The organism is Acinetobacter sp. P8-3-8 (assembly GCF_000214135.1).
Taxonomy (GTDB): Bacteria; Pseudomonadota; Gammaproteobacteria; order Pseudomonadales; family Moraxellaceae; genus Acinetobacter.
Genome location: NZ_AFIE01000008.1, coordinates 13,420 through 37,463, shown reverse-complemented (window position 1 = coordinate 37,463; position 24,044 = coordinate 13,420). Strand labels below are relative to the sequence as shown.

General features: G+C 39.3%; 20 protein-coding genes. 10 read left to right on the top strand and 10 right to left on the bottom strand.

The window, feature by feature from the left end:
- Positions 1-64: 64 nt before the first annotated feature.
- The 5 genes from ftsW to GGG_RS0105595 all read right to left on the bottom strand — a co-directional run bounded on the left by ftsW (position 65) and on the right by GGG_RS0105595 (position 5,424).
- A complete protein-coding gene (gene ftsW, locus GGG_RS0105620) occupies positions 65-1,261 on the bottom strand; it encodes a putative lipid II flippase FtsW (RefSeq protein WP_010112947.1) in 1,197 nt (398 codons plus the stop codon).
- A gap of 21 nt (positions 1,262-1,282) precedes the next feature.
- Complete coding sequence (murD, locus tag GGG_RS0105615; protein WP_010112945.1) at positions 1,283-2,629, bottom strand: UDP-N-acetylmuramoyl-L-alanine--D-glutamate ligase; 1,347 nt, start codon at positions 2,627-2,629, stop codon at positions 1,283-1,285.
- Positions 2,630-2,975: 346 nt separating this feature from the next.
- Positions 2,976-3,227 (bottom strand): DUF6587 family protein, encoded by a 252-nt coding sequence (locus tag GGG_RS0105605; RefSeq protein ID WP_010112944.1) that lies wholly within the window; start codon positions 3,225-3,227, stop codon positions 2,976-2,978.
- Positions 3,228-3,295: 68 nt separating this feature from the next.
- Complete coding sequence (feoB, locus tag GGG_RS0105600; protein WP_010112943.1) at positions 3,296-5,158, bottom strand: ferrous iron transport protein B; 1,863 nt, start codon at positions 5,156-5,158, stop codon at positions 3,296-3,298.
- Positions 5,155-5,424, bottom strand: coding sequence for a FeoA family protein (locus GGG_RS0105595; RefSeq protein WP_029574464.1), 270 nt, complete (start codon positions 5,422-5,424; stop codon positions 5,155-5,157). Before GGG_RS0105595 ends, feoB begins: the two co-directional genes overlap by 4 nt.
- 166 nt (positions 5,425-5,590) lie before the next feature.
- Between GGG_RS0105595 and xerD the strand changes: the two genes are divergently transcribed.
- From xerD to GGG_RS0105570, 5 genes are all read left to right on the top strand, one after another.
- Positions 5,591-6,508 carry a site-specific tyrosine recombinase XerD gene (gene xerD, locus GGG_RS0105590; protein ID WP_010112941.1) on the top strand — a complete coding sequence of 306 codons (918 nt, stop codon included), beginning with the start codon at positions 5,591-5,593 and terminating at the stop codon, positions 6,506-6,508.
- 190 nt (positions 6,509-6,698) lie between these two features.
- Positions 6,699-7,511, top strand: a complete 813-nt coding sequence (locus GGG_RS0105585; RefSeq protein ID WP_010112940.1) for a thioredoxin fold domain-containing protein — start codon at positions 6,699-6,701, stop codon at positions 7,509-7,511.
- A gap of 124 nt (positions 7,512-7,635) precedes the next feature.
- On the top strand, positions 7,636-8,940 hold the full coding sequence (locus GGG_RS0105580) for a homoserine dehydrogenase (RefSeq protein WP_010112939.1): 1,305 nt from the start codon (positions 7,636-7,638) through the stop codon (positions 8,938-8,940).
- A 95-nt stretch (positions 8,941-9,035) separates the two neighbouring features.
- Complete coding sequence (thrC, locus tag GGG_RS0105575) at positions 9,036-10,175, top strand: threonine synthase (protein ID WP_010112937.1); 1,140 nt, start codon at positions 9,036-9,038, stop codon at positions 10,173-10,175.
- A gap of 316 nt (positions 10,176-10,491) precedes the next feature.
- Positions 10,492-11,757 (top strand): hypothetical protein, encoded by a 1,266-nt coding sequence (locus GGG_RS0105570; RefSeq protein ID WP_010112935.1) that lies wholly within the window; start codon positions 10,492-10,494, stop codon positions 11,755-11,757.
- A 122-nt stretch (positions 11,758-11,879) separates the two neighbouring features.
- On the opposite strand, the gene pbpG is transcribed toward GGG_RS0105570, so the two are convergent.
- Entirely contained in the window at positions 11,880-12,932 is a 1,053-nt protein-coding gene (gene pbpG / locus GGG_RS0105565; protein ID WP_010112933.1) for a D-alanyl-D-alanine endopeptidase PBP7/8, read from the bottom strand.
- Positions 12,933-13,162: 230 nt separating this feature from the next.
- Here pbpG and GGG_RS0105560 point away from each other — a divergent pair, with 230 nt between their 5' ends.
- From GGG_RS0105560 to GGG_RS0105550, 3 genes are read left to right on the top strand one after another with little or no spacing between them, the layout of a single operon-like run.
- Complete coding sequence (locus GGG_RS0105560; RefSeq protein ID WP_004718392.1) at positions 13,163-13,798, top strand: response regulator; 636 nt, start codon at positions 13,163-13,165, stop codon at positions 13,796-13,798.
- A 36-nt stretch (positions 13,799-13,834) separates the two neighbouring features.
- Complete coding sequence (locus tag GGG_RS0105555) at positions 13,835-15,403, top strand: PAS domain-containing sensor histidine kinase (protein WP_010112925.1); 1,569 nt, start codon at positions 13,835-13,837, stop codon at positions 15,401-15,403.
- Between the two features lie 18 nt (positions 15,404-15,421).
- Positions 15,422-16,834, top strand: a complete 1,413-nt coding sequence (locus tag GGG_RS0105550; RefSeq protein ID WP_010112923.1) for a sigma-54 dependent transcriptional regulator — start codon at positions 15,422-15,424, stop codon at positions 16,832-16,834.
- A 97-nt stretch (positions 16,835-16,931) separates the two neighbouring features.
- Here the strand turns inward: GGG_RS0105550 and GGG_RS0105545 are convergent, their stop codons facing one another.
- From GGG_RS0105545 to lptF, 4 genes are all read right to left on the bottom strand, one after another.
- Positions 16,932-18,104 (bottom strand): S41 family peptidase, encoded by a 1,173-nt coding sequence (locus GGG_RS0105545; RefSeq protein ID WP_010112922.1) that lies wholly within the window; start codon positions 18,102-18,104, stop codon positions 16,932-16,934.
- Positions 18,105-18,136: 32 nt separating this feature from the next.
- Entirely contained in the window at positions 18,137-19,684 is a 1,548-nt protein-coding gene (gpmI, locus tag GGG_RS0105540; RefSeq protein WP_010112921.1) for a 2,3-bisphosphoglycerate-independent phosphoglycerate mutase, read from the bottom strand.
- Between the two features lie 153 nt (positions 19,685-19,837).
- Positions 19,838-20,908, bottom strand: a complete 1,071-nt coding sequence (gene lptG, locus GGG_RS0105535; RefSeq protein ID WP_010112920.1) for an LPS export ABC transporter permease LptG — start codon at positions 20,906-20,908, stop codon at positions 19,838-19,840.
- Positions 20,908-22,008, bottom strand: a complete 1,101-nt coding sequence (lptF, locus tag GGG_RS0105530) for an LPS export ABC transporter permease LptF (RefSeq protein WP_010112918.1) — start codon at positions 22,006-22,008, stop codon at positions 20,908-20,910. Before lptF ends, lptG begins: the two co-directional genes overlap by 1 nt.
- A 143-nt stretch (positions 22,009-22,151) precedes the next feature.
- Between lptF and GGG_RS0105525 the strand changes: the two genes are divergently transcribed.
- Positions 22,152-23,600: a leucyl aminopeptidase gene (locus GGG_RS0105525; protein WP_010112916.1), complete on the top strand. Its 1,449-nt coding sequence runs from the start codon at positions 22,152-22,154 to the stop codon at positions 23,598-23,600.
- Positions 23,593-24,024 carry a DNA polymerase III subunit chi gene (locus GGG_RS0105520; protein ID WP_010112915.1) on the top strand — a complete coding sequence of 144 codons (432 nt, stop codon included), beginning with the start codon at positions 23,593-23,595 and terminating at the stop codon, positions 24,022-24,024. Before GGG_RS0105525 ends, GGG_RS0105520 begins: the two co-directional genes overlap by 8 nt.
- The last annotated feature ends 20 nt before the right edge of the window (positions 24,025-24,044 follow it).

Below are 24,044 nucleotides of genomic sequence, written 5' to 3'. Positions count from 1 at the left end.
AAAATGGTGTTACACCTCAGCGATGTAACACCATTTTTAAATCGAACAACTTGAATTATGAAGCTTAGAAGCTCGATTCTTCTCGTGCAGGGTTAGCTTCTTTAGTCGATGCGTCGATCTTTAAAATTAAACTAATCATCACTGCACACATGATCAACGAAGACCCACCATAACTAATGAATGGCAATGTCAAACCTTTGGTCGGCAACATTCCCATATTCATCCCGGCATTTACCAGAATTTGTAATAAGAAAATAATGCTGATGCCGTAAGCCAAATAACCTGCACGTAAATATTGATGATTTAAAGCACGTTGACCGATACGAATACAACAAACAACCATAGCAAAAGACAAAGCTAAAACCGTTGCAATACCAAAGAAACCAAACTCCTCACCCAAAATTGCCAACATGAAGTCGGTATGTGCTTCAGGTAAATAAGACATTTTTTGAATACTATGCCCTAAACCGACACCAAACCATTCTCCACGACCAAAAGCCATTAAAGCATTGGACAATTGATAACCTGAACCTAATGGGTCTGCCCAAGGATTGGAGAATGACATCAAACGTTCATAACGATATGGTTCAAAGACAATCAGGAAAATAAAGGCTGAAAGAATTGCACCAAATGCGATGCCAAATTGAATCAGTGGTGCACCTGCCAAGAAGAATACACCCAGCATAGAAACTGCAATTACCACTGTCGCACCCAAATCGGGTTCAGCAATAATTAAACCGACTGTAAGCAACATCACAATGGCTAAGCGCAATAATCCTTTATAGTTACTGCGTACCTCTTGCGCCCTTCGTACCACATAGTCTGCGGTGAAGATGGTCATCATTACCTTAGCAACCTCTGTGGCTTGCAAAGTAAATCCACCTACACGAATCCAACGTGTCGAACCATTCACCTCTGTTCCCACCACCAAAACTGCGAGCAACAAAATAATCGTGATGAGCCACAATGGAAAAGTATTGTTAAACCATATATTCAATGAAATACGATAGGTAATAATCGCAGCAACCAATGCCACGACAATTGAAATTGCATGTCGAATCACATAGTGAAACTCATTTTCATGCATACGTTCTGCATAAGGCATTGAAGCCGAAGCCACCATGACCGTACCAATGCACAACAATGAAATGACGCAAAATACGAGTACATTACGAGGTGTAATCTCCGCTGGAAACTTAGGTAGCCAGCGCTCATACACCTGTTGAATTTTACTTATAGTCGTCTGAGCTAACCCAGCCATACTGTTATCCTTATGATTCTTTTAGTTCAAAGCATTTACATATTCAACAAAGCGATGTCCACGCTCTGGATAACCTGTAAACATATCAAAACTTGCACATGCTGGCGATAATAACACCACGTCATGAGCATGCGTATTTTGCTGACATAAAGCAACGGCTTCTTGCAAAGAATCAGCATGGAGCAATGTCGTTGTACCTTCAATTGCTTTTTCAATGATTGGACAGTCTTCACCAATCAAGACAGCAACTTTGGCATACTTCTGTAGTGAATCACGTAATGCTGTAAAATCCTGGCCTTTACCTTGCCCACCAAGAATAATGGCAACTTTACCGCCTTGTGGCTCAATTGCAGCACCTAAACCATCGAGTGCCGCCAATGTCGCACCAATATTCGTCCCTTTAGAATCATTATAATAACGAACATTGTTGACTTCTTTCACAAACTCACAACGGTGCTCTAAACCTTTAAAGGTTTTTAATGTTTCTAACATCTTCTCTCTTGGTAAGCCAATTGCCTCACCCAGCGCTAAACATGCCAAGGCATTCGCAACATTGTGTGTACCTTGAATATACATCTCAGAACTTTTCAATAAGCGCTCACGCCCACGTGCTAACCAAATTGTACCGTTATCTTCTCTGAGAATACCGTATTGGTTCAAATCAGGTGCATTTAAGCCAAAGCTTTGCATTGGCGTGACATCTGGAACCAGTGGACGTGTCAGTGAATCATCACGGTTATACACCACCTTTTTCACAGCTTGGAAAATTCGATGTTTTGCTGTGTGATAACCTGACATATCACCATGACGATCTAAATGGTCTTCACTCATGTTCAACACAACTGCAACTTCAGCAGCTAAATTGGTTGTGGTTTCGAGCTGAAAACTTGAAAGCTCTAAAATATAAACATCTGGATTATCATGGGTTAAATCCAGTGCAGGACGACCTAAATTTCCACCTACAGCCACTTTCACGCCTGCTTCTTGCGCCATAAGACCAATCAATGTCGTTACTGTACTTTTTGCATTTGAACCTGTAATCGCAACAATCGGTTTATCTGTCGCACGGCGTAAAATCTGAATTTCACTGACAACAGGAATACCTTTTTCAATCGCTGCTTGAATTTCAGGTAACTTTGGATCAAGCCCTGGGCTAATAATAATTTCTTCAGCTTGTAGTAATAAATCTTGATCAAACTGACCAAAGCGAGTTTGTACTTCGGCAGGAATTTTGTCATGTCCTGGTGGGACTTCACGTGAATCTGTAACTGCAACTCGGTAACCATGTTCATGTAAAAAATTAACCGCTGAAACACCAGAAATACCTAGCCCAGCAACGACTTTTAAGCCACCACGTTGAATTAACATTATTGTCCCACTCAGAGTAAATTTTGAAACTTGCAAAATGTTAGCACTTTGGCGATTTGAAAGCTTTTTCTGTTTTTGATTTCTTGATAATTTTTTGTGTCAGTGCGTAAAAATATCGTCATATTCGTTTGGAATAATGCCATCAAAAAATGCATCAAATAGATGACTGAAATCTTTTTGTTATGCTTCAATCCTGTAGTAGATGCAAATACATAAATAAATGATGAAGCCCCTCAAAATAGAAACATTCAAATAACAAAAGAAAAATACATCACATCATCAATCATTAAACATAAAAAAAGCCATCCTAAGTCTTAGAATGGCTTTTGAATTTAAAATGAATTGGTTATTTCCACTTCACCGCTTGGACTTCAACTTTTTTTGGCGCATCAGCATCACTACTTGAACATCCACAACCGCCACCACAACCTGCGACCATTGCAGGCTGTAACCATGTTGCTAGACGACTCCAACCTTGAGCACGGCAAAACTGAGCAAGTTTAGAAAATACCGAATAAGCCGTTTTTGGAAACACCTTCTTAAAAACGAAGATCGCACTCCAAACAACCAATGCTGTAATAATCAATAATTCAATCATCTCAAGCTCCTTCGCTTATCGACTTAAACAAAACCTGACCGTACAAAAAAGCAATATCAATCGAACACTTACAAACCAAAATAACGAGATGCAATTTGATAGGTTAAAAATGCCATCAAATAAGCTAAACCAAACAAATACACTGTCATTCCAGCCACAGTTTTCCACGAACCCGTTTCACGACGTACTGTTGCCAAAGTTGCCAAACAATGCGGTGCGTAAATAAACCACACCAACAGTGACAGGCCTGTAGCTAAAGACCAACTCAAATCACCTTGGCTGATCAGTTGCGATAAACCCTGAGATACAGCATCCTCATCAGTCGCAGACAAGGCATACACTGTTCCAAGCGCTGCAACCACAACTTCACGAGCTGCCATAGCAGGAATCAATGCAATACAGATTTGCCAATTGAAACCAATAGGCTCAAAAATCGGCTGCATGACATGACCTAACATCCCTGCAAATGAATAGTCAATCGCAGGTAAAGTTGCACCTTCGGGCGCTTGCGGGAAGGTACATAAGAACCAGAGCAAGATCGATAAAGCGAAGATAATGCCACCGACACGCTTTAAGAAAATCTTGGCACGGTCTAATAAACCAATCCAAACACTTTTAATATCTGGAATACGATAACTTGGTAATTCCATCAACAATGCATGTTGCGATTTATCTTTTTGGAAGAATTTCAACACCGTTGCAACAATCAATGCACTCACGATCCCTGCCATGTATAAACCGAACAACACTAAACCTTGTAGATTCAGGAAGCCCCAAACCATTTTTTCTGGAATAAATGCAGCGATCAATAAAGCATAAACAGGCAATCGAGCAGAACAGGTCATCAACGGTGCCACAAGTATCGTCACCAAACGATCTCGTGGATCACTGATACTTCGAGTCGCCATAATGCCGGGTACAGCACAAGCAAAGCTTGAAAGTAGAGGAATAAAAGCACGCCCACTTAAACCTGCTTTAAACATCAACTTATCGAGTAAGAAAGCTGCTCGAGGTAAATAACCAGATTCTTCCAAGACCAGAATAAAGAAGAATAAAATTAAAATTTGTGGCAAGAACACTACAACACTGCCTGCCCCTGCAACAACACCATCTACCACTAAACTTTTGAGTAAAGGTTGTGAGATAAATGGACCAATCCATTCACCAAACCAACCAAAGAATGCTTCAATACCATCCATAAATGGCGCAGCCCAAGCAAATACGGCTTGGAACACCACGAACATCATCAAAGCTAAGCTGAGTAGACCCAAAACAGGATGCAGAAAAATTTTATCTAGGAAATCTGTACGCTTATCTTCATGATCAACAAAAATCACCACATCTTTTAAGATCTGATCAATTTTTTCATGATTCGAGCCTGATAATTTAACATCACTCAGTTCTGTGTCAGGTGTTTTGAATTTTTCACTATCCAAAGCAGCCATCAAGTTTTCAATACCTGCATTACGCACAGCCACAGTTTCTACGATAGGTACACCTAAACGTTGTGACAACTTCTGAGTATTGATCTGCATACCACGGCGACGTGCTTCATCCATCATGTTTAAAACAAGTAGAATCGGCTTACCTTGCTCAATCACTTCCAACACTAAGCCAAGATGTAGTTTTAAATTTGTCGCATCGACAATACATAAAAATGCATCTTGCGTCTGTTCTTCAGCAATTTTCCCCATGACCACATCACGAGTAATCGCTTCATCAGGGCTGGTTGCATTTAAACTATACGTTCCAGGTAAATCCAACACACGCACGCCACGACCAGAAGGTAAATTAAATGTACCGACCTTACGTTCAACCGTTACCCCTGCATAGTTGGCAACTTTTTGGCGAGTTCCTGTTAAATGGTTGAATAGTGAAGTTTTACCGCAGTTAGGATTCCCGACTAAAGCGACTCGTAACGTTTCGCTCATGTCGAAGCTCCTTCCAATACTTTTTCAATTTCAATTTTAGCTGCTTCAATTTTACGTAGTGCAAAACGAGTAAATCCCACCTGAATCAAAATAGGATCACCACCAAAAACGCCTTTAGTGATGACTTGTACACGTGTGCCAGCTACAAAACCTAATGTTTCCAAACGGCTCGCCACTAAATCTGGTTGATTGTCATTATCTTCAGTGGTGCGATTGACCTTGCTGATAATGGCAGTTTGCTTTACTTTCAAGTCTGACAAACGCACTGCAACTAATCCTAAAATTAATTCGATATATAATTTATTATACATACAAATGAGAATAATTACCAAATAAGGTTTGATTCCAATTCTCATTCTCTTCAGGATTCGACTTCCTTGTTTTTTTAGTCTACATTTCAACAATAAACCGATTTTCTTATGCTTTAAAACTATGCTAAATAAAAAACCACGAATACCAACAGCCGTAACAATTCCAGAAAATTTGAGTTTTCTAAACGGTTTTCGTGACTATTTAATTGCTCAAACGGTTAGTCCACATACACGTAATGCCTATTTATCTGATTTAATTCAATGCAGTGAAGATGCGAATACCAATTTACCAGACTGGTCTGCTGACGATATTTCTGATGTGCTGATCAAACTCACTAAACAAGGTAAAAGTCCTCGTTCAATTGCCCGTACGCTATCTGCATTACGATCTTTTTTTAAATTTCTTCGTGAACAAAAAATTCGTCTTGATAATCCTGTCGCAACACATAAAACCCCGAAACTAGGAAGGGCTTTACCGAAAGATTTATCTGAACAGGATGTGGATGCGTTGATTCAAGCACCCAATACCGAAACAGCACTTGGGTTGCGTGATCGAGCCATGTTTGAAGTGCTTTACGCTTGTGGTTTACGTGTTACTGAATTATTAAATTTAAGACTTGAATTGATCAATTTAAAACAAGGCTATTTACGCATTACAGGTAAAGGCAACAAAGAACGTTTGGTTCCTTTAGGTGCTGTAGCTTGTGAATGGGTTGAGAAATATTTAGTCGATGCACGACCACAACTGTATAAATCATCTACGGATTATTTATTTCTCACACAACACGGTGGCATTATGAGTCGCCAAAACTTTTGGTATGCCATTAAACGTTATGCCTTACAAGCCAATATTCAATCTGAATTATCGCCACATACACTCAGACATGCATTTGCAACGCATCTATTAAATCATGGCGCAGATCTGCGTGTGGTGCAGATGTTGTTAGGGCATAGCGATTTATCAACCACCCAAATTTACACCCACGTTGCACAAGTGCGAATGCAACAATTGCATGAGAAATATCATCCTCGGGCTTAAAACTACTCATTTTTAGATTAAGTGAATAGTAATTAAGTTTAAGAATATAAAGATAATATTGTGTTATATGTCGCTAATTTATATCCCTTAATCAAGTTTTAACGAATCTTGTTGAAAATTTTGCTATGCTAATTCGCCTAAATCGAATTCGCTCAAATCAATCATACTGAAGAATCATAAAGAGTTATCTATGCAATTAAATCGTTCAAAATTGATGCTTGCTTGTGTAGTCGCAAGTGCAATGGCATTGAGTGCTTGTTCAAAAAACCAAGACTCAAAAAAAGATGATACCCTAACAGCGACTTCACCAGCGACTGGTGAAGCATCGAATTTAACTGAACGAAACAAACAGCAACGTTTAATTCAAACACTACAAGCAAATTTCAAAAAAGCGGACATCAACGCAAAGATTTTAGATGTTAAGCCAACCGAAATGCCAAATATGTATTGGGTTAGCATGGAAGGCATGAGCTCAGTTTATGCAACTGCGGATGGTAAATACCTTATTCAAGGGGATGTCATTCGTTTAGGTGATAAAAAACTCAGCAGTATTGGCGACAAAATTCAAGCAACCGAGAATAAAAAACACTTCGCAAGTCTAAAAGTTGAAGATTTATTGGTTTACCCTGCGCAAGGCAAAGCCAAGCACGTCGTTTATGTCTTTACCGATGCAAGCTGTCCGTATTGCCATAAACTGCATGAGCATATGGGTGAAATCACAGCAAAAGGCATCGAAGTTCGTTATATTGCATGGCCACGTGGCGAACAATTCATTCCTGCAATGGAAAGTGTATGGTGTAGCCCAAACCGTCAAACTGCATTTGACCAAGCAATTGCAGGTGTAGCACTTCCACCTGCGACATGCAAAAACCCAGTGCGTGATCAATATGCTTTAGGTCTTAAAATGGGCGTAAATGGTACACCAGCGATTTACAGTTCAGAGGGTGAATACCTAGGCGGCTACATGACTGCAGACGAAATTGAAAGCCGTTTAAATAAATAGTTTTTATCAATAAATTTACTATTATTTATACATCAATATAAAGTGCGCCAGACCCTAGAGTCTGGCGCATTTTTTAGCTATGATCTAAGCTTAATATAATTTATATGCATAATTGGAGTGTGACGTGAAACCAGTTCGTCTGGCAATACTCGGTCTAGGTACCGTAGGCGGTGGAGCCCTTAAACTACTACAAGAAAACGCTGCTGAAATTCGACGTCGCACCGGTCGTGAAATTGAAATTACTCATGTGGGTACGCGTCGCCCACGCCCAGATTTAGATTTACCTGCAAGTATCAAACAAAGTGCGGATTTACTTGATATCGTCCGTCAACCTGATGTCGATGTTGTCGTTGAAGTCATGGGTGGTATTCACCCTGCTTATGAAGTCATTATGGAAGCCATTAAACATGGCAAACAAGTCATTACTGCAAACAAAGCACTTTTAGCAGAACATGGTAATGAATTGTTTAAAGCTGCTGATGACCATCATGTCCAAATTGCATTTGAAGCTGCTGTTGCAGGTGGTATACCAATTATTAAAGTCATTCGTGAAGGCTTGGCTGCCAATAAAATTGAATGGCTTGCAGGGATCATCAACGGTACAGGTAACTTTATCCTCACCGAGATGAGTGAAAAAGGTCGTGCCTTTGCAGATGTACTTAAAGAAGCGCAAGAATTGGGTTATGCCGAAGCAGATCCAACGTTTGACGTTGAAGGCATTGATGCGGCACATAAACTGACGATTTTGGCTTCTTGTGCATTTGGTATTCCTTTACAGTTCGACAAAGTCTATACCGAAGGTATTACCAAAGTGACTGCTCAAGATGTGAAGTATGCAGAAGAACTCGGTTATAAAATTAAGCATCTAGGTATCGCACGTCGTTCTGCAAAAGGCATCGAACTTCGCGTTCATCCAACTTTAATTCCTGAAGAAGAATTAATTGCCAATGTCAATGGTGTGAAGAACGCAGTATTGGTTCAAGCCAATGCTGTCGGCCCAACACTATATTACGGTGCTGGAGCAGGTGCAGGGCCTACCGCCTCTGCTGTAGTAGCGGATGTCGTAGATATTGTCCGTGACATTATCTATACCGAAGATGGCGCAGGAACAATTCCACAGCTTGCATTTGAAGCATTATCTGACTTACCAATTTTAAGCAGTGATGAAATGACAACGGGTTATTACATTCGCTTAAATGCTGAAGATCAAACTGGCGTACTTGCAGATGTAACAACAATTTTAAGCCGTGCTGGTATTGGTATCGATGCCATTATGCAGCAGCCTCGCTTAAAAGATTTGATTCCTATCGTGATTTTAACGGATCCAATTCAGGAATCGATCATGAATACTGCACTTTCTCAAATCCAAGCTTTGCCTGCTATTCATGGCGAAATCGTCAGAATTCGTTTAGAATTGCTCGATAACTAATCGGGTTTTACATTCCCTCAAAACTGTTTGATCGAAAACGTTTTGGGGGTTAAAAGAATATCTTTATTTGCTCTACATACAATTGGAACACCATCATGTCTAATGCCAATCGCTATACAGGACTTGTTGATCGCTATCGTGACCGCTTACCAGTATCTAAAACTACACGTGCTATTTCTTTAAATGAAGGTAATACACCGCTCATTAAATTAGACAATATTCCAGGTATTATTGGTAAAAATGTTGAAATTTATGTGAAGTATGAAGGTCTAAACCCGACAGGTTCATTTAAAGACCGTGGTATGACCATGGCTGTAACGAAAGCGGTTGAAGAAGGCTCTAAAGCGATTATCTGTGCATCTACAGGCAATACCTCTGCTGCGGCTGCGGCTTATGCTGCACGTGCAGGCATCAAAGCATTTGTATTGATCCCAGAAGGCAAAATTGCAATGGGTAAAATGGCGCAAGCCATGATGTACGGCGCAATTACCATGCAAATCCGTGGTAACTTCGATGACGGTATGCGTCTAGTGAAAGAAGTTGCAGATCAAGCACCTGTAACGATTGTAAACTCGATCAACCCTTATCGTCTGCAAGGTCAAAAAACCATTGCTTACGAAATCGTTGAAGCATTAGGTCGTGCGCCTGATTATCACTGCTTGCCAGTTGGTAATGCAGGAAATATCACTGCGCACTGGATGGGTTATACAGAAGCTGTTGCGAACCAACCGATTGAAGAATTTGAGCAAGTGGTTTATGACCCTGCAACGGACAAATTCACAGGTCCAAATCCTGAAGGTCGTCCGATCATGGTCGGTTATCAAGCAGCGGGTGCTGCACCATTCTTACGTGGTGGCCCTGTTGAAAACCCTGAAACTGTTGCAACAGCAATCCGTATTGGTAATCCACAAAGCTTTAATCATGCTAAAGCCGTTGTTCGTGATTCAAATGGTTGGTTTGATGAGTTAACAGATGCTGAAATCTTAGAAGCACAACGTCTACTTTCAATGTATGAAGGTGTATTTGTTGAGCCAGCTTCTGCTGCATCTATTGGCGGTGCAATCCGTGATATCAAAGCAGGTAAGATTCCTGAAGGTTCAATGATTGTTTGTACCGTAACAGGTAATGGTCTAAAAGATCCTGATACTGCGATTAAACAATGTGAAGATGCAGTGATGTTATCTATCGATGCAACAATGAATCAAGTGAGAGATTCGATTCTTTCTAATATGTAAGAATAAACCTGTCTCATTCTAAAATAAAAAAACCAGTTGTTCGCAACTGGTTTTTTTGCACGGTGCTGTCTTAAAATAATTTTTTAGCGGTTTAGTATGACCCATACTTAAAATGAGCAATGCTTGGTTATTTTCTTTGCATAAAATAAAACATTATTATGTAAAAATGAAACCGATCCGATTGAATAATATAATAATTATAAGTAATAACAACCTGAATACAATTTAGAAATATATTCAAAATTCCTAAAATTATATGATAAATAAAATCCTTATGTTGATATGGATTTTCAGTCATATAAAAAGGAAAATGATCATGCTAATCAATACATTCAACGACCTCATTACTGCAATTCAAACTGGACAAAAAGACATTATCATTACCAGAAGTATTCTATGTAATTACAGCATCTTATTATCTGAAGGTGTAACTTTAACTGGAAAACCTCAGGAAAATGGAGAACTTCCGCTACTTTCATTTCAGCATTCAGATGGTATTGGGGTAAGTGCAAACAATTCGATTAAAAACCTGAATATAGATGCACCTGAGAATCACAAAGCGATTTTTAATACGATTGTTCAACAAGACCTCGGCACTTTTATATTTGAGAATTTGTCAGTCAAGGGGCAAGTTTCGATCATTACAAGAGTTGGTGTAGAAAAAACCAATATTATTATCAATGGTTTAGATATCCATGCTGCTGATGCTAGGCATTATTTGGAACAACCACAAAAGTATGGCGTAAATGTTTTACAAGGTGCTTTGACAATTTATAATATTAATGCAAATGCTGATAGCTTAGTGTCTGTTTCTATTCATAATTTAAGTATTGGCCGAAAAAATGCACCAGTTTCAGGTTCTGGTGTATTCATTTCAGGTTTTGGCGATCAAGGCGGTAAAACTGAAATTTCGACATTACATACAAAAGCTGTTTATTCCAATGGCAAAATACCTTTAGGTGTTGCGGATTATATTACTGCGGGTGTATTCGTACTCTATGGCGCACATGCACAAGAGGTCATTACAGATGGTGAAGTGATCACTTATGGCGTAAATGATATGGTTTTAGATGTCTGGGGCAGCGTCGATAACTGGACCAGTAATGCACCCGTCATTTCTTATGGGCCAAGCGGTGTAGGCTTTGTAAACTTTGGAATTGTGAAAAACTTTACCGTAAATGCACCATTACAAACCTTTGGTTTAGGGGCAAGAGGTTATAACCAATACGATGGTACCGTCGAAAATATTTCATTCCAGTCTATAGAAACATTTGGAGATGGTTCTGTCGGGATACAAATCGGTAAAAAAATTGGAACGCTCACAGTAAATGGTAATGTGATCACTCATGGTTCTATAGGCAGTTCATTGGTCAAAGGTGTGTATTTTGATTTGCCAGCATACGCATTAAGTATCAAAAATGGTGGTGAGGCGCAAAGTATTACCATTAAAGGGGATGTTGCGACCTATGGTGATCATGTAATTTCTTATGTTGTGGAGCAAGGTGGTAGCCCAGGTCTACTCACTGTGGGTGGGAAAATCTCAGCACATGGTCAAGATTCTCAGCAAGAAAAAATAGAGTGATTCATGCACTAACCACTGATTTCAAATAGAAACCTGATTAAAATATTTAATTAAATATTTGAATTTCACACTATTAGACATAAAAAACGCTTCACAAAGGAAGCGTTTTTTAATTGAAAATATTAAATACGTTTTGGTAAATTGCTCACCCAATTCAATAAATTGGTTGCGTCGTTGGTACGTGCTTGAGATGAACTTGCACCAAGCAACACCACTACGGCTGGACGATTGTTGACAGTAGTATGCATCACCACACAACGCCCTGCTTCATTGATATAGCCTGTTTTTGAAATATTGATATTCCAGCCACCATTACGAACCAATGCATTGGTATTATTTGATTTAAGAATTCGATAGCCTAAATTGAAATCATAATGCGCTGTCGTTGAGAATTGGCGGATCAAACCATATTGAGAAGCTGCACTTACCAAAATACCTAGATCACGTGCAGAAGATATATTGTGTGGGTCTAAACCAGTTGATTCAACATAATGTGTAGAATTCATGCCCAATTGGCGTGCTTTGGCATTCATTGCGGCAAAGAAAGCCTGACGACCACCTGGATAAGTACGCGCTAATGCTGCGGCTGCTGGGTTTTCAGATTTCATCAAGGCAACAAGTAACATTTCAGCGCGATTCATGGTATCGCCTGCTTTTAATGTTGAGCTTGAGTTTTTACCTCCCGCACCAGCAAAATCAATTTGTTGCAACGTGATATCTTCAGACATATCCAAACGAGCGTCTGCGGTCACTACCGCTGTCATTAACTTGGTAATGGATGCAATTGGCATCGCAGTATTGGTATTTTTACTGAACAACACCTCACCTGTTTTTGCATCCATAACCAAAGCAGCGCGTGCGTTAACTGAAGGTTGGCTGCTATAACTGTTGGTATCAACAATTTGTACAGATCTATTGGTCAAGCCTGTAGGTGCTGTATTTGAGGCACGGATGGTTGTCGTTAAAGTGGTAGACCCTTGCGGTGAAGGCTCATCACCATCTTCAACAGAGTCATCATTCAACAATTGGCTAGCATCTGAAGAAGACCAACTGACAGTTGCTTGTCCTGCCGTCCCCGGTGAATTCATAACGATGTCAGCAAAACCAGTTGAACTCAAACTGAGTAGTACTGATAAACTCAGTACATGCATTAACGTTTTTTTGGGATTTTTCACGATAATTTACTCATCTCAGGGAGGTTTTCACAAACTTGCTAATTGCCTCAAATATGACTTACATTTACACTCAAACGTGACTATATTAAAACAAATATTTTAATCACAGCATTGTGCATAAATATTTTACGGTTATTAGGAATAGGATTGCTAATTTTGTGATGACATTGCAAGTATTTTTTGCGTTATGTAACAAAAATATTGATATTAAGAATTGTGAGGAGGTGTAAGTGATTACTGTCTTAGTGGTAGATGACCATGAATTAGTAAGAACAGGCATCTGCAGAATGCTGGAAGATCAGACGGATATTCAAGTCATTGGACAAGCCGAATCAGGCGAAGAAGCCATTACGATCGTCAGACAGCAGCATCCCAATGTGGTTTTACTAGATGTCAATATGCCGGGGATCGGTGGTGTTGAAACAACACGTCGCTTATTGCAAACAGCACCTGATACCAAAGTTTTGGCGGTCAGTGGGCTTGCAGAGGAACCTTATCCATCATTACTCCTTAAAGCTGGAGCAAGAGGTTACATCACCAAAGGTGCGCCAATTACTGAAATGGTTCGAGCAATTAAAAAAGTCATGCAAGGCGGTAAATATTTTAGTGCTGATATTGCTGAACAATTGGCGAGTTCATATTTATCAGATACACAGACTTCGCCATTTGATGCGCTTTCAGAACGTGAAATGCAAGTTGCCATGATGGTGGTCAATTGTGTGAGCGCTCAAGAAATTTCAGATAAACTTTTTGTTAGTGTTAAAACCGTCAATACTTACCGCTATCGTATTTTTGAAAAACTAGGTCTCGATAGTGATGTTAAACTCACTCATCTTGCTATTCGTTATGGTTTGATCAAACCTTAAATCAATTAAAAATATAAAATTTAATTTGAGTACATTATGCAGCCTACGGTATCTGTTCCTATTTATCAAACGATTTACCGTCTAGGCGCGCTGTATTCAATTTATCGACTGGTTATTGCATTCTGTCTTATCGTGATCTTTTTGATTACCTTAGAGAATCAAGAGCCTCATTACACCTATCCAAGTTTATATTTTTATTCTGTAGCTGCATTTACCGTGATTGCAGCATTGCAAATGGTATTGCTCAGGTTCTATCCACATGGGGTCAATCGACAATTTATTGGCTTTTTTCTCGTCGACATTCCTTTCCTCAGCTTACTCACCTTTGCATTGGACGGCCCAAATCTTGCCATTAGTATTTTATTTGTTATCACTGTATTTGTCGCAAATTTTTTACTCTCAAAACGAAAAGCTTTATTCGTAACACTGGTTGCTGTGATTGCTGTTATTTATCAGCAATTTTTTGGCAGTTTTTTTGATTTCTCAAATCTGAATAATATTGGGAATAGCGCTTTATTGGCTTTCTTATTTTTTATGGTTTACGGTATTGGACAGGTTGCAATTAACCGCTTTCAATTGCTTGAGTCATTGAATACCTATCAATCTATTGAGCTGTTTAAATTACAAAATATCAATCGCTATATTTTAGAACAAATTGAAGTCGGCTATTTAGTGCTTGATGGACAATACAAAATTATTGTCAGTAATCCTGCTGCATGCTTACTTTTAGGTATTCCTCCGCTCTATGCACATGAGCAATATCTTCTTTCGCATTTTCAACCTGATTTATATGACATATTAGAAAATACTGTGATCAAAGACAGTGAGCGCTTTCAATTCGAATCGTATAAATCGGCTTATACTGTTGATATTCGTGTACAAAAGTTGGTCGTTCCGCATCAAGCATTGACGCTTTTAGTTTTGGAAGATGCTCAAAAAATCAATCAAAAGGTTCAACAATTAAAGCTCGCAGCTTTGGGACAGCTATCTGCCAGTATTGCTCATGAAATTAGAAATCCTCTCGCGGCTATAGTACAAGCCAATGATTTAATTATGGGAAGTAGCGGACAACAACAAGCGATTCTTCATCAAATGATTTCAAAACAAGCTGTGCGTATTAACAGTATCATCAAAGATACTTTAGATATGGCGAAAAATAGGAAAACCACAGCAACTAAAATTCATCTTCAAAATTTTTTGAATGATTTACTCATTAATGATCTACAGGATGCTCGTCAAAACATTCAATTGGATGTTCAAACACAGCTTTTTGTTAATTTTGATGATATGCAGCTTCGCCAAGTATTGATCAATCTGGTTCGTAACGCACTACGTCATAATGATGAATATGCAGATTTTGTTCTGATTAAAGCGTTTAAAAATGAGCATCATATTTGTATTGATGTGATTGATTATGGAAAAGGTGTTGCAAAACACGACATCTCGCAACTATTTCAGCCATTTTTTAGTACCGAAATCAATGGAACTGGTTTAGGATTGTACCTATCACTCAGCATATGTGAAGCGAATCAAGCGAAATTAATTTACGTTGAGCAAAAACAACAAGGGGCATGCTTTCGTATCGAATGCCCACTCACGGAATAAACTTAGGTTTTTGGGGATATGACTACACGACAACCATTGGTTTTACTTGTAGATGATGAACAAGATTTATGCATGCTCATGCAAATGAGCCTTTCACGAATGGGAATAAAAACCCATATGGCCCATCATTTACAACAAGCCAAATATTTTTTTAGTGAATACAAATACGATGCTTGTATTACCGATCTTAACCTTCCTGATGGAAGTGGTTTAGACTTGGTAAAACACGTCTCTCAACACTATCCTAAAACGCCCATTGCTGTTTTAACGGCTTATGGCAACATGGAAATTGCAATTGCTTCACTCAAAGCTGGGGCTTTTGATTTCGTCAGTAAACCGATTAACCAATTACACTTGCAACAGCTCTTACAAAAAGCGCTGCATGTACCGCAATTGGACGTTAATGTTGCTGAAATCCCAATTGAGCAATCAATGCTGATTGGTAACTCTCAAGTCATTCGCAAACTCAGAGAATCGATTAAAAAGATTGCACGCTCACAAGCGCCTGTATTCATTACAGGTGAATCAGGTACAGGTAAAGAAGTTGTTGCCAATTTGATTCATAAATTAAGCAACCGCAGTGATAGTCCATTTATTGCGATTAATTGTGGTGCGATTTCAGAAGATCTGATGGAAAGTGAGCTTTTTGGGCATAAAAAAGGCTGTTTCTCTGGTGCAACACAAGACAAACAAGGTCTGATCCAAGTAGCCAATGGTGGGACTTTATTTTTAGATGAAATTGCAGAACTTTCATTGGCAATGCAAGCCAAGCTACTGCGTGCTGTGCAAGAAAAGAAAATCCGTCCTTTAGGCAGTGATACTGAAATCGAAGTCGATTTCCGTATTATCAGTGCCAGCCACCAAGACATTGAAGTATTGGTCGAGCAAGGTAAATTCCGTCATGACCTCTTTTTTAGAATTCATGTCATGGATGTTGTGTTACCACCTTTACGTGAACGCGACCAAGATATTCTTATTTTAGCTACGCATTTTATTCAAGTGATCTGTGCTGAGTGGCAAATTCCAACGAAACAACTCACTGAAGTAGCTAAAGCGTTTTTATTAGAACAACACTACTCTGGTAACGTTCGTGAACTGCGTAATATCATTGAAAAAGCCATTACCATGTGTGATGAAGATCAATTGGATATTCAACACTTACAACCTGCACCACTTCGTGGAGTCAGCCAAAATGAAACCGCTGAAACGGATGTAAAAACAGCAGTACAAACAGATATAGCACTGAAAGGCCAGAAAATTCCTGAAGAAGGTTTAGAGGAATATTTGGAAAAAGTGGAAAAAGAAGTGCTTCTTTCTGCATTGAACCAAACCCATTGGAATCGGACTTTAGCAGCAAAAAAATTGGGGATGACTTTCCGCTCTCTACGCTATCGTTTGAAGAAATTTGGTTTAGATACAGATGATGATTAAGCTCTTCATCTTTCATCATTTTTGAAAACTGAAAAGCTGAGCAAAAACGCTCAGCTTTTTATTGCCCGATTTACTCTACGGTGTAATAAATCAAATATTAACGATGTTTAAGCAATTGATCAGAAACATTGTTGAGATAACTTTCTTCTTTTAAATCGATCGCCCATGGTAGCTCTAAATCTGGACGTATGCCCTGCCCATCAATCATATTTCCATTGGGTGTAAAGTAATGTGAAACCGTCATTTGTAGGGCTGCGCCATTGGGTAATGGGAATAATTTCTGCACCACGCCTTTACCATAACTTTTTTCACCAATCACCCAAGCTCGCTGATGTTCTTTCATCGCCGCTGTAAAAACTTCAGCTGCGGATGCTGAGCGACCATTAATCAAAATACCTAATTTAATATTTGGAAATTCATTTCCCGGCAAAGCTTGAAATTGTTGATTGCCTTCCGAACGGCTCTTGGTTGAAACGATAGTACCTTGGTTTAAAAATAAATCAGCCGTTTCAACGGCAGCAGACAATAATCCTCCTGGATTATTACGTAAGTCCAATAAAACAGCTTTCACTTTTTGCGAACTATATTCTTCAATTAATCGTTTAATTTCATTGGCCGTATCTTGCTGAAAAACCTTAACCTTCAAGACTAAAACCTGATTATGTAGCATCATCGGTTCGATATCGGCGACATCTAACTTCCGATTTCTCATAATGGTTATTGCAGGGCTTTTTTCACTGAGTTGCAACTGAAAAGTTGATCCGATCGACCCGTGTAATAAGTCATCAACTTGTTCTGCATTTAAATTCTTAAGTTCTTGATTTTCAATTTTAAAAATAGTGAAGCCATTTTTTAAGCCCAATTTGGCTGAATCTGAGTTTTCACGTAAGTTTTTAATTTTCCATTGATGAATATGATTATCGAAAGTTAACTCAAAATCTGCTGTTGCAAGATCACTTTCAGTATATTGCATCAGTTGCTTGTATTCTTCAGCGGTTAAATATCGTGAGTAGCGGTCTAACCCACCGACCAACCCTTTGATTGCTTGTAGAAATAGGACATCATCTGGTTTTTCTTCTACATAATTATCTTTGACGATTCCGTAAATTTGTACAAATTGTTCTATCGACTCAATCGGTACTTCTGTAACCGTTTGTTCCGTTTCTCCATCAAAATCAAGTGGGGCAGTATTTTCAACTGCCCATACAGAATGGCTTCCACTGGTCAGTAATCCTGTTAAAACAGCAATATATTTCCAAGCTTGAGCCATTCACACACCTGTCTTGTTATCTTATTTGTATCTTATGGATTTAACGTAATCAGATTACGCCCTTGCATTTCTGATGGCACAGGAAGGTTCATCAAACTTAAAATAGTCGGTGAAACATCTGCCAAAACACCACCTTCTGCAATCGTTGCCGAAGTAGGCCCAACATAGATGAATGGTACGAGTTCTGTTGTATGCTGAGTATGTACCTGACCACTGACATAGTCTTGCATTTGCTCAACATTACCATGGTCAGCTGTAATCAACATATGTCCATGTTTTGCCATCACTGCTTCATATAAACGACCTAAGCTGATATCCACAGCTTCAACCGCTTTCACAGCTGCATCAAATACACCTGTGTGTCCAACCATATCGCCATTGGCATAGTTCACCACCAAAAGATCATATTCACCAGAATTAATCGCATCCACAAGTTTATCTGTCACTTCTGGCGCACTCATTTCAGGCTGTAAGTCATAAGTTGCAACTTTCGGCGATGGAATCAAAATACGCTTCTCACCCGGATATTCATCTTCACGACCACCGCTGAAGAAGAAAGTCACGTGTGCATACTTTTCAGTTTCTGCAATACGCAACTGAGTCTTGCCTAATGATGATAAATATTCACCAATTGAGTTCTTTAACTCTTGAGGCATATACGCCACAGGTGCATCAATTGTCGCTTGATAACGCGTTAACATGACAAATTTTGATAAATTAGGTACGACTTTACGTTCAAAACCTGCAAAATCTTTTTCAGCAAAAGCTTTGGTAATTTCACGAGCACGGTCAGCACGGAAATTCATAAAGATCACACTGTCGCCGTCTTGAATTTTGACAATATCGCCAATGCGTGTTGCTTTTACGAATTCATCATTTTCATTGGCTGCATACGCTTGTTCTAAGCCATCAACCGCCGAATCTACTACACGTGCTGCTTCACCTTCAGTCATCAAACGATAAGCTTGCTCAACACGATCCCAACGATTATCACGATCCATTGCAAAATAACGACCAATCATCGTGACAATACGACCTTGATTTGGATACTGTGCAAAAACTTCATCCAATTTTTCTAATGAAGGTTTTGCACTACGTGGTGGCGTATCACGTCCATCAAGAAATGCATGCAAATAAACTTTTGCACCACGTTTCAATGCAAGCTCACACATTGCGACAATATGATCTTGATGTGAATGCACACCACCTTCAGACAACAAGCCCATAATATGCACTGCGCCATTGGCAGCTTTGGCTTTTTCTACAGCATCAATCAAAACTTCGTGTTCAAAGAAATCACCTGTACGAATGTCTTTGGTAATACGGGTAAAATCTTGATAAAGCACACGACCAGCACCTAAATTCATGTGGCCGACTTCTGAATTCCCCATTTGCCCATCAGGTAAACCTACATCTTCACCTGAACCAGAAATTAAACTATGCGGATGCTTTTCTTGCATCATGGTTAGATTTGGCGTTTTTGCTGCTAAAAACGCATTATCTTCGACCGCTTCACGATGACCCACACCATCCATAATCACAAGAACGTGAGGGATTTTGCCAGCAGTTGCATCCGTCATGATTTACACTCTTTTCTGTTTACAAATTAATCGTGATATCTTACCGTTTTTTTACGGCAGACTCTATGCTCAGACCATGGCAATCATTGATGTTCATGATCTGAATTTTTAATCTATCTCAACCTTATTGATCTATTCTTGATCTAAAACGGGCTAGCGTGCTCTGTAGAGCAAATAACTTCCTGCACCAAACATGAGTACAATCGGTAAAAATACAAACCATGCAGGCGACGGTGCATAGACCAAACTTGCATAGCCCAAGAAATCTTGTAAATAATAGAAACCTAATCCAACAAATAGAGCAATCACCAAGCGGAAGCCCATCGATTGTTGACGTAATGGCCCAAAAATAAATGAACACGCAATTAAAACTAAGGCTAATAAAGCAAATGGCGATCCGACATTCTTCCAAAAAGCCAATAAATAAGTTTTTGGAACTTGACTATATTCATGCATATATTTCATAAAACTAATCAACTGACTTGGTGACAAATCTTCAGGATCAATGGTCACCATATGCACATATTTTGGTTGTAAAGCCAAAGCTAAGTCTTGTTGATTCGTTGCAGCCACCTGAGCCTGACCATTCGCAAGTAAGTTCACTTGGGTACTATTCTGTAAATTCCACTGCCCATCTTTAACAAACTTACCTTGTTCAGCATTCAATAAAGACTTCATACGATAACTTTCATCAAAATCAATCACTTGAACTTGCTTCAACGTACCTTGTGAGTTGGCGTAGTCAATGTAAATAAAGCGTTGCCCTTCACGTGTCCAGTACCCTTTTACCTCACCCAATGCAGCGACGCTACGGTGACTTTTGATGCTTTTCGCATGTTCATTGGTATAAGGCACAACAAATTGGCTCAATACAAAAGACAAAACAACCAACAGCATGGCTGAACGCATTACCCAACCCACGATCCGCCACAAGCTAATCCCTGAAGCACGCATCACAATGAGCTCACTATTGGATGCCATTGAGCCTAAGCCAAGTACCGCACCAATCAATGCAGAAATAGGAAGAATTTCATAAAGATAACGTGGTGCGCCCCACAATACATATTGCAAAGCATTCCAAGCCGTATAACCTTCTTTTAAGTCTCCCAATTCACCCAAATAGGTAAATAAAATCTGTAACACAGATAACACAGCCGTTGCACCCAACATTGCAAGTGCCGTGGTTTTAGTCACATGCTTGGCGACAATTCTACGTGCTAACATTATGACCTCACTCGCTGTATTTGTTTCTTAATTTTCGGCGCTAATTTCTGCTTTCTAGAGAATAAAGCCGCAGCAATGGCATAGACCAACAATATTGCTGGATAAGCCCAAATCCCAACTTCAGCTTTACTAATTCGAGTTTTAATCGCCATCAATGCCACAATTAAACTGGCAAAAATCAACAAGGCTGGGAACAGTTTTAAATAACGACCTTGTCGAGGACTAACTTCACACAATGCCGTTGCCAACATCAGTGCAACAATCATTGAAAATGGTACAAAAATACGCCACCCCAATTCACTCTCAATCACTGGATCATTTTTAACTTCCAGTAATTTTCCAATCGGTAAGGCTTCGACTTCACCACTCTCAAATTTGGCTTCTTTATCACTCTCTAAACGCAGGCGATAAGATTGAAACTCAGCTTGTGTATATTTAGGTGTTCCCGGATAAATTTCATAGCGACGCCCTTGAATTAGATCGACAATACTGGCCGTTTCATTCGCCATTTCAACGCGTGTCGCTTCTTTTGCCAAAATCATGACATCAGGTTTACCTTCTTTTTCAGCACGCTGATAAAAGAAAATATCTTTTAAATTCTTACGATCTTCGGATAAAGAACCCGCATAGATGGTATAGGCGCCAGAGGAAATAAACTCTTTGGGTCGTACAAGGTCAAAACCTGTCCGAACTGCTTGGGTCGATACCAATTGTTCATACTGGCGAATCCCCCAAGGAGATAGCCAAACCATCAAAATCGTTTGCACAAATAGATAAATGACGGTGAGTGGAATTAATAAGCGTGCCAATTGGATACGACTCAAACCACTACTATTGAACACAGCCATCTCATGATCGACATACAAACGACCAAAGACCAGCATCAATCCAATAAAGAAACCCAATGGAAGAATTAATGTTAAAAATTCAGGTAAGCGATAACCAATGATACTAAACAGGATGCTGGCATCTAAGCGACCTTGCGCTGCCACGCCAAAATACTTGATCAAACGTCCACCCATCATGATGAGTGTTAATAGTGCAACGACGACCAACGAAGTCGAAACCACTTGCTTGACGAGATAACGTCGAATAATCAAATTAATCTTCCAAATAAGAGTAAATCGTGAAGTAGTACTAGTTTACCCGAAGTTAAAAATATAAAACCACATTGAAATTCTACCATTGGAAGTGGTTCAATGGTTTAATGAAGTGAAACGTTAAAAAGGCACAAATACAGCATATGAAACTTACAATAAACCCATCATTTTCAACGCCTACATCTAGCCAATCATTGTTTATTTTGGTGGATTCTGAAAACCTAAAAACAGTTCAAGAAACATATAAAATCAATGATTTAGACTCATTAGTTGAAACAATACAGTACAAAGCAGGTTTTAATGAAACATTGCCACTTATCGGAAAACTGACTCAAATTGCACAATGCACTTTAGTGGGTATCGATAAAGTCGCTGAAATAAAGGCAGCGAAATTAGCAAAAATCGCACAAACCATTATCAAAGCATCACAAAAAAAATTCAAACAAATCAGTATCGATATCTCGGCACTTCCTGTTGAATTACATTATTTATTCGCTTTAAGTATTACTCAAGTAGCATATGGTTACGATGAGTTTAAATCGAAGAAAAATGAGTTTAGTTTAGAAAGTGTTGAATTCATTGCAAATCAAACCACATTGACCAATGCACAATTAAACTTTGTTGAAGCTGTTCAAAATGGTCAAAATTTTAGCCGTGACCTTGGAAACTGCCCAGGTAATATTTGCTTCCCAGAATATTTAGCGGAACAAGCACGTGCATTGGCTGTTGAATTTCCAGATTTATTAAAAGTAAGCGTTCTTGAAGAACAAAAACTTGCTGATTTAGGCATGAATGCTTTCCTTGCTGTGAGCAAAGGTTCAGACCGTCCGGGTCGCATCATTACCCTAGAATATAAAGCCAATACTGATCAAGCGCCGATTGTTCTTGTCGGTAAAGGCGTCACTTTTGACACAGGTGGTATTTCATTAAAACCAGGCGCAGGCATGGATGAAATGAAATTCGATATGTGTGGTGCAGCATCAGTATTAGGTACGATTCGCGCATTATGCGAAGCGAAACTACCGATTCATGTTGTAGGTGCGATTGCTGCTGCTGAAAATATGCCATCAGGCCATGCAACACGTCCGGGTGATATTGTCACAACGATGAGTGGGCAAACGGTTGAAATTTTAAATACCGATGCGGAAGGCCGTTTAGTTCTTTGTGATACTTTGACCTATATCAAACGTTTCAACCCTGCATTGGTGATTGATATTGCAACATTAACAGGCGCATGTGTGATTGCTTTAGGTTCTGTGGTTTCAGGATTATTCACTCCAGATGATGAACTCGCTGAGGAAATTATTGCAGCAGGTCATACCTCATTTGACCGTGTATGGCGCATGCCTGTTTATGAAGATTATCAAGAACAACTTGATACACCATTTGCAGATATTGCCAATATTGGTGGACCAAAAGCAGGTGCTGTGACCGCAGCGTGTTTCTTACAACGCTTTACACGTGATTATCGTTGGGCGCATTTAGACATCGCGGGTACTGCATGGAATTCAGGTCCAAATAAAGGTGCAACAGGTCGCCCAGTTCCATTATTGATGCAATTTATTGCCAACCGTGCGCAATCAAATGGCTAAAATTAGCTTTTATCTTTTTGAAAAAAGCCCTGAACGGCAGGCCGAAAGTGCCTGTCGTTTATGTCGTAAAATTTTACGAAATGCAGCTAAAATTTGGCTGCATTGCCCTGATCCTGAATTACAGCAACAACTCGATGACCGTTTGTGGAGCTTTGATCCAACAAGCTTTTTAGCACATGGTATTGATCAAACACATGCCCCAATCTGTATTTCTGCGCAATTGCCTACAGCAACCTCATCAACAGAATCTAGCCCTGTTGAATGGATTGTGTTTAATTTTAACAATCAACCACTTGAACAAGTGACACAATTTAGTCACATTATAGAAATTGTTGAAAATGATGAGTCTGCAAAACACATTGGTCGTGAGAAATACAAAGCCTATCGACGAATGGGGATTACTCCTCAAACATTCAAACTCTAATTTATTGAAATTCATATTTA

What these genes read in the sequence shown, in the direction of transcription:
- ftsW (WP_010112947.1), bottom strand. Translation starts at nt 1,261, where the DNA reads ATGGCTGGGTTAGCTCAGACGACTATAAGTAAAATTCAACAGGTGTAT.
- murD (WP_010112945.1), bottom strand. Translation starts at nt 2,629, where the DNA reads ATGTTAATTCAACGTGGTGGCTTAAAAGTCGTTGCTGGGCTAGGTATT.
- GGG_RS0105605 (WP_010112944.1), bottom strand. Translation starts at nt 3,227, where the DNA reads ATGATTGAATTATTGATTATTACAGCATTGGTTGTTTGGAGTGCGATC.
- feoB (WP_010112943.1), bottom strand. Translation starts at nt 5,158, where the DNA reads ATGAGCGAAACGTTACGAGTCGCTTTAGTCGGGAATCCTAACTGCGGT.
- xerD (WP_010112941.1), top strand. Translation starts at nt 5,591, where the DNA reads ATGCTAAATAAAAAACCACGAATACCAACAGCCGTAACAATTCCAGAA.
- GGG_RS0105585 (WP_010112940.1), top strand. Translation starts at nt 6,699, where the DNA reads ATGCAATTAAATCGTTCAAAATTGATGCTTGCTTGTGTAGTCGCAAGT.
- thrC (WP_010112937.1), top strand. Translation starts at nt 9,036, where the DNA reads ATGTCTAATGCCAATCGCTATACAGGACTTGTTGATCGCTATCGTGAC.
- GGG_RS0105570 (WP_010112935.1), top strand. Translation starts at nt 10,492, where the DNA reads ATGCTAATCAATACATTCAACGACCTCATTACTGCAATTCAAACTGGA.
- GGG_RS0105555 (WP_010112925.1), top strand. Translation starts at nt 13,835, where the DNA reads ATGCAGCCTACGGTATCTGTTCCTATTTATCAAACGATTTACCGTCTA.
- GGG_RS0105550 (WP_010112923.1), top strand. Translation starts at nt 15,422, where the DNA reads ATGACTACACGACAACCATTGGTTTTACTTGTAGATGATGAACAAGAT.
- GGG_RS0105545 (WP_010112922.1), bottom strand. Translation starts at nt 18,104, where the DNA reads ATGGCTCAAGCTTGGAAATATATTGCTGTTTTAACAGGATTACTGACC.
- gpmI (WP_010112921.1), bottom strand. Translation starts at nt 19,684, where the DNA reads ATGACGGATGCAACTGCTGGCAAAATCCCTCACGTTCTTGTGATTATG.
- lptG (WP_010112920.1), bottom strand. Translation starts at nt 20,908, where the DNA reads ATGTTAGCACGTAGAATTGTCGCCAAGCATGTGACTAAAACCACGGCA.
- GGG_RS0105525 (WP_010112916.1), top strand. Translation starts at nt 22,152, where the DNA reads ATGAAACTTACAATAAACCCATCATTTTCAACGCCTACATCTAGCCAA.
- GGG_RS0105520 (WP_010112915.1), top strand. Translation starts at nt 23,593, where the DNA reads ATGGCTAAAATTAGCTTTTATCTTTTTGAAAAAAGCCCTGAACGGCAG.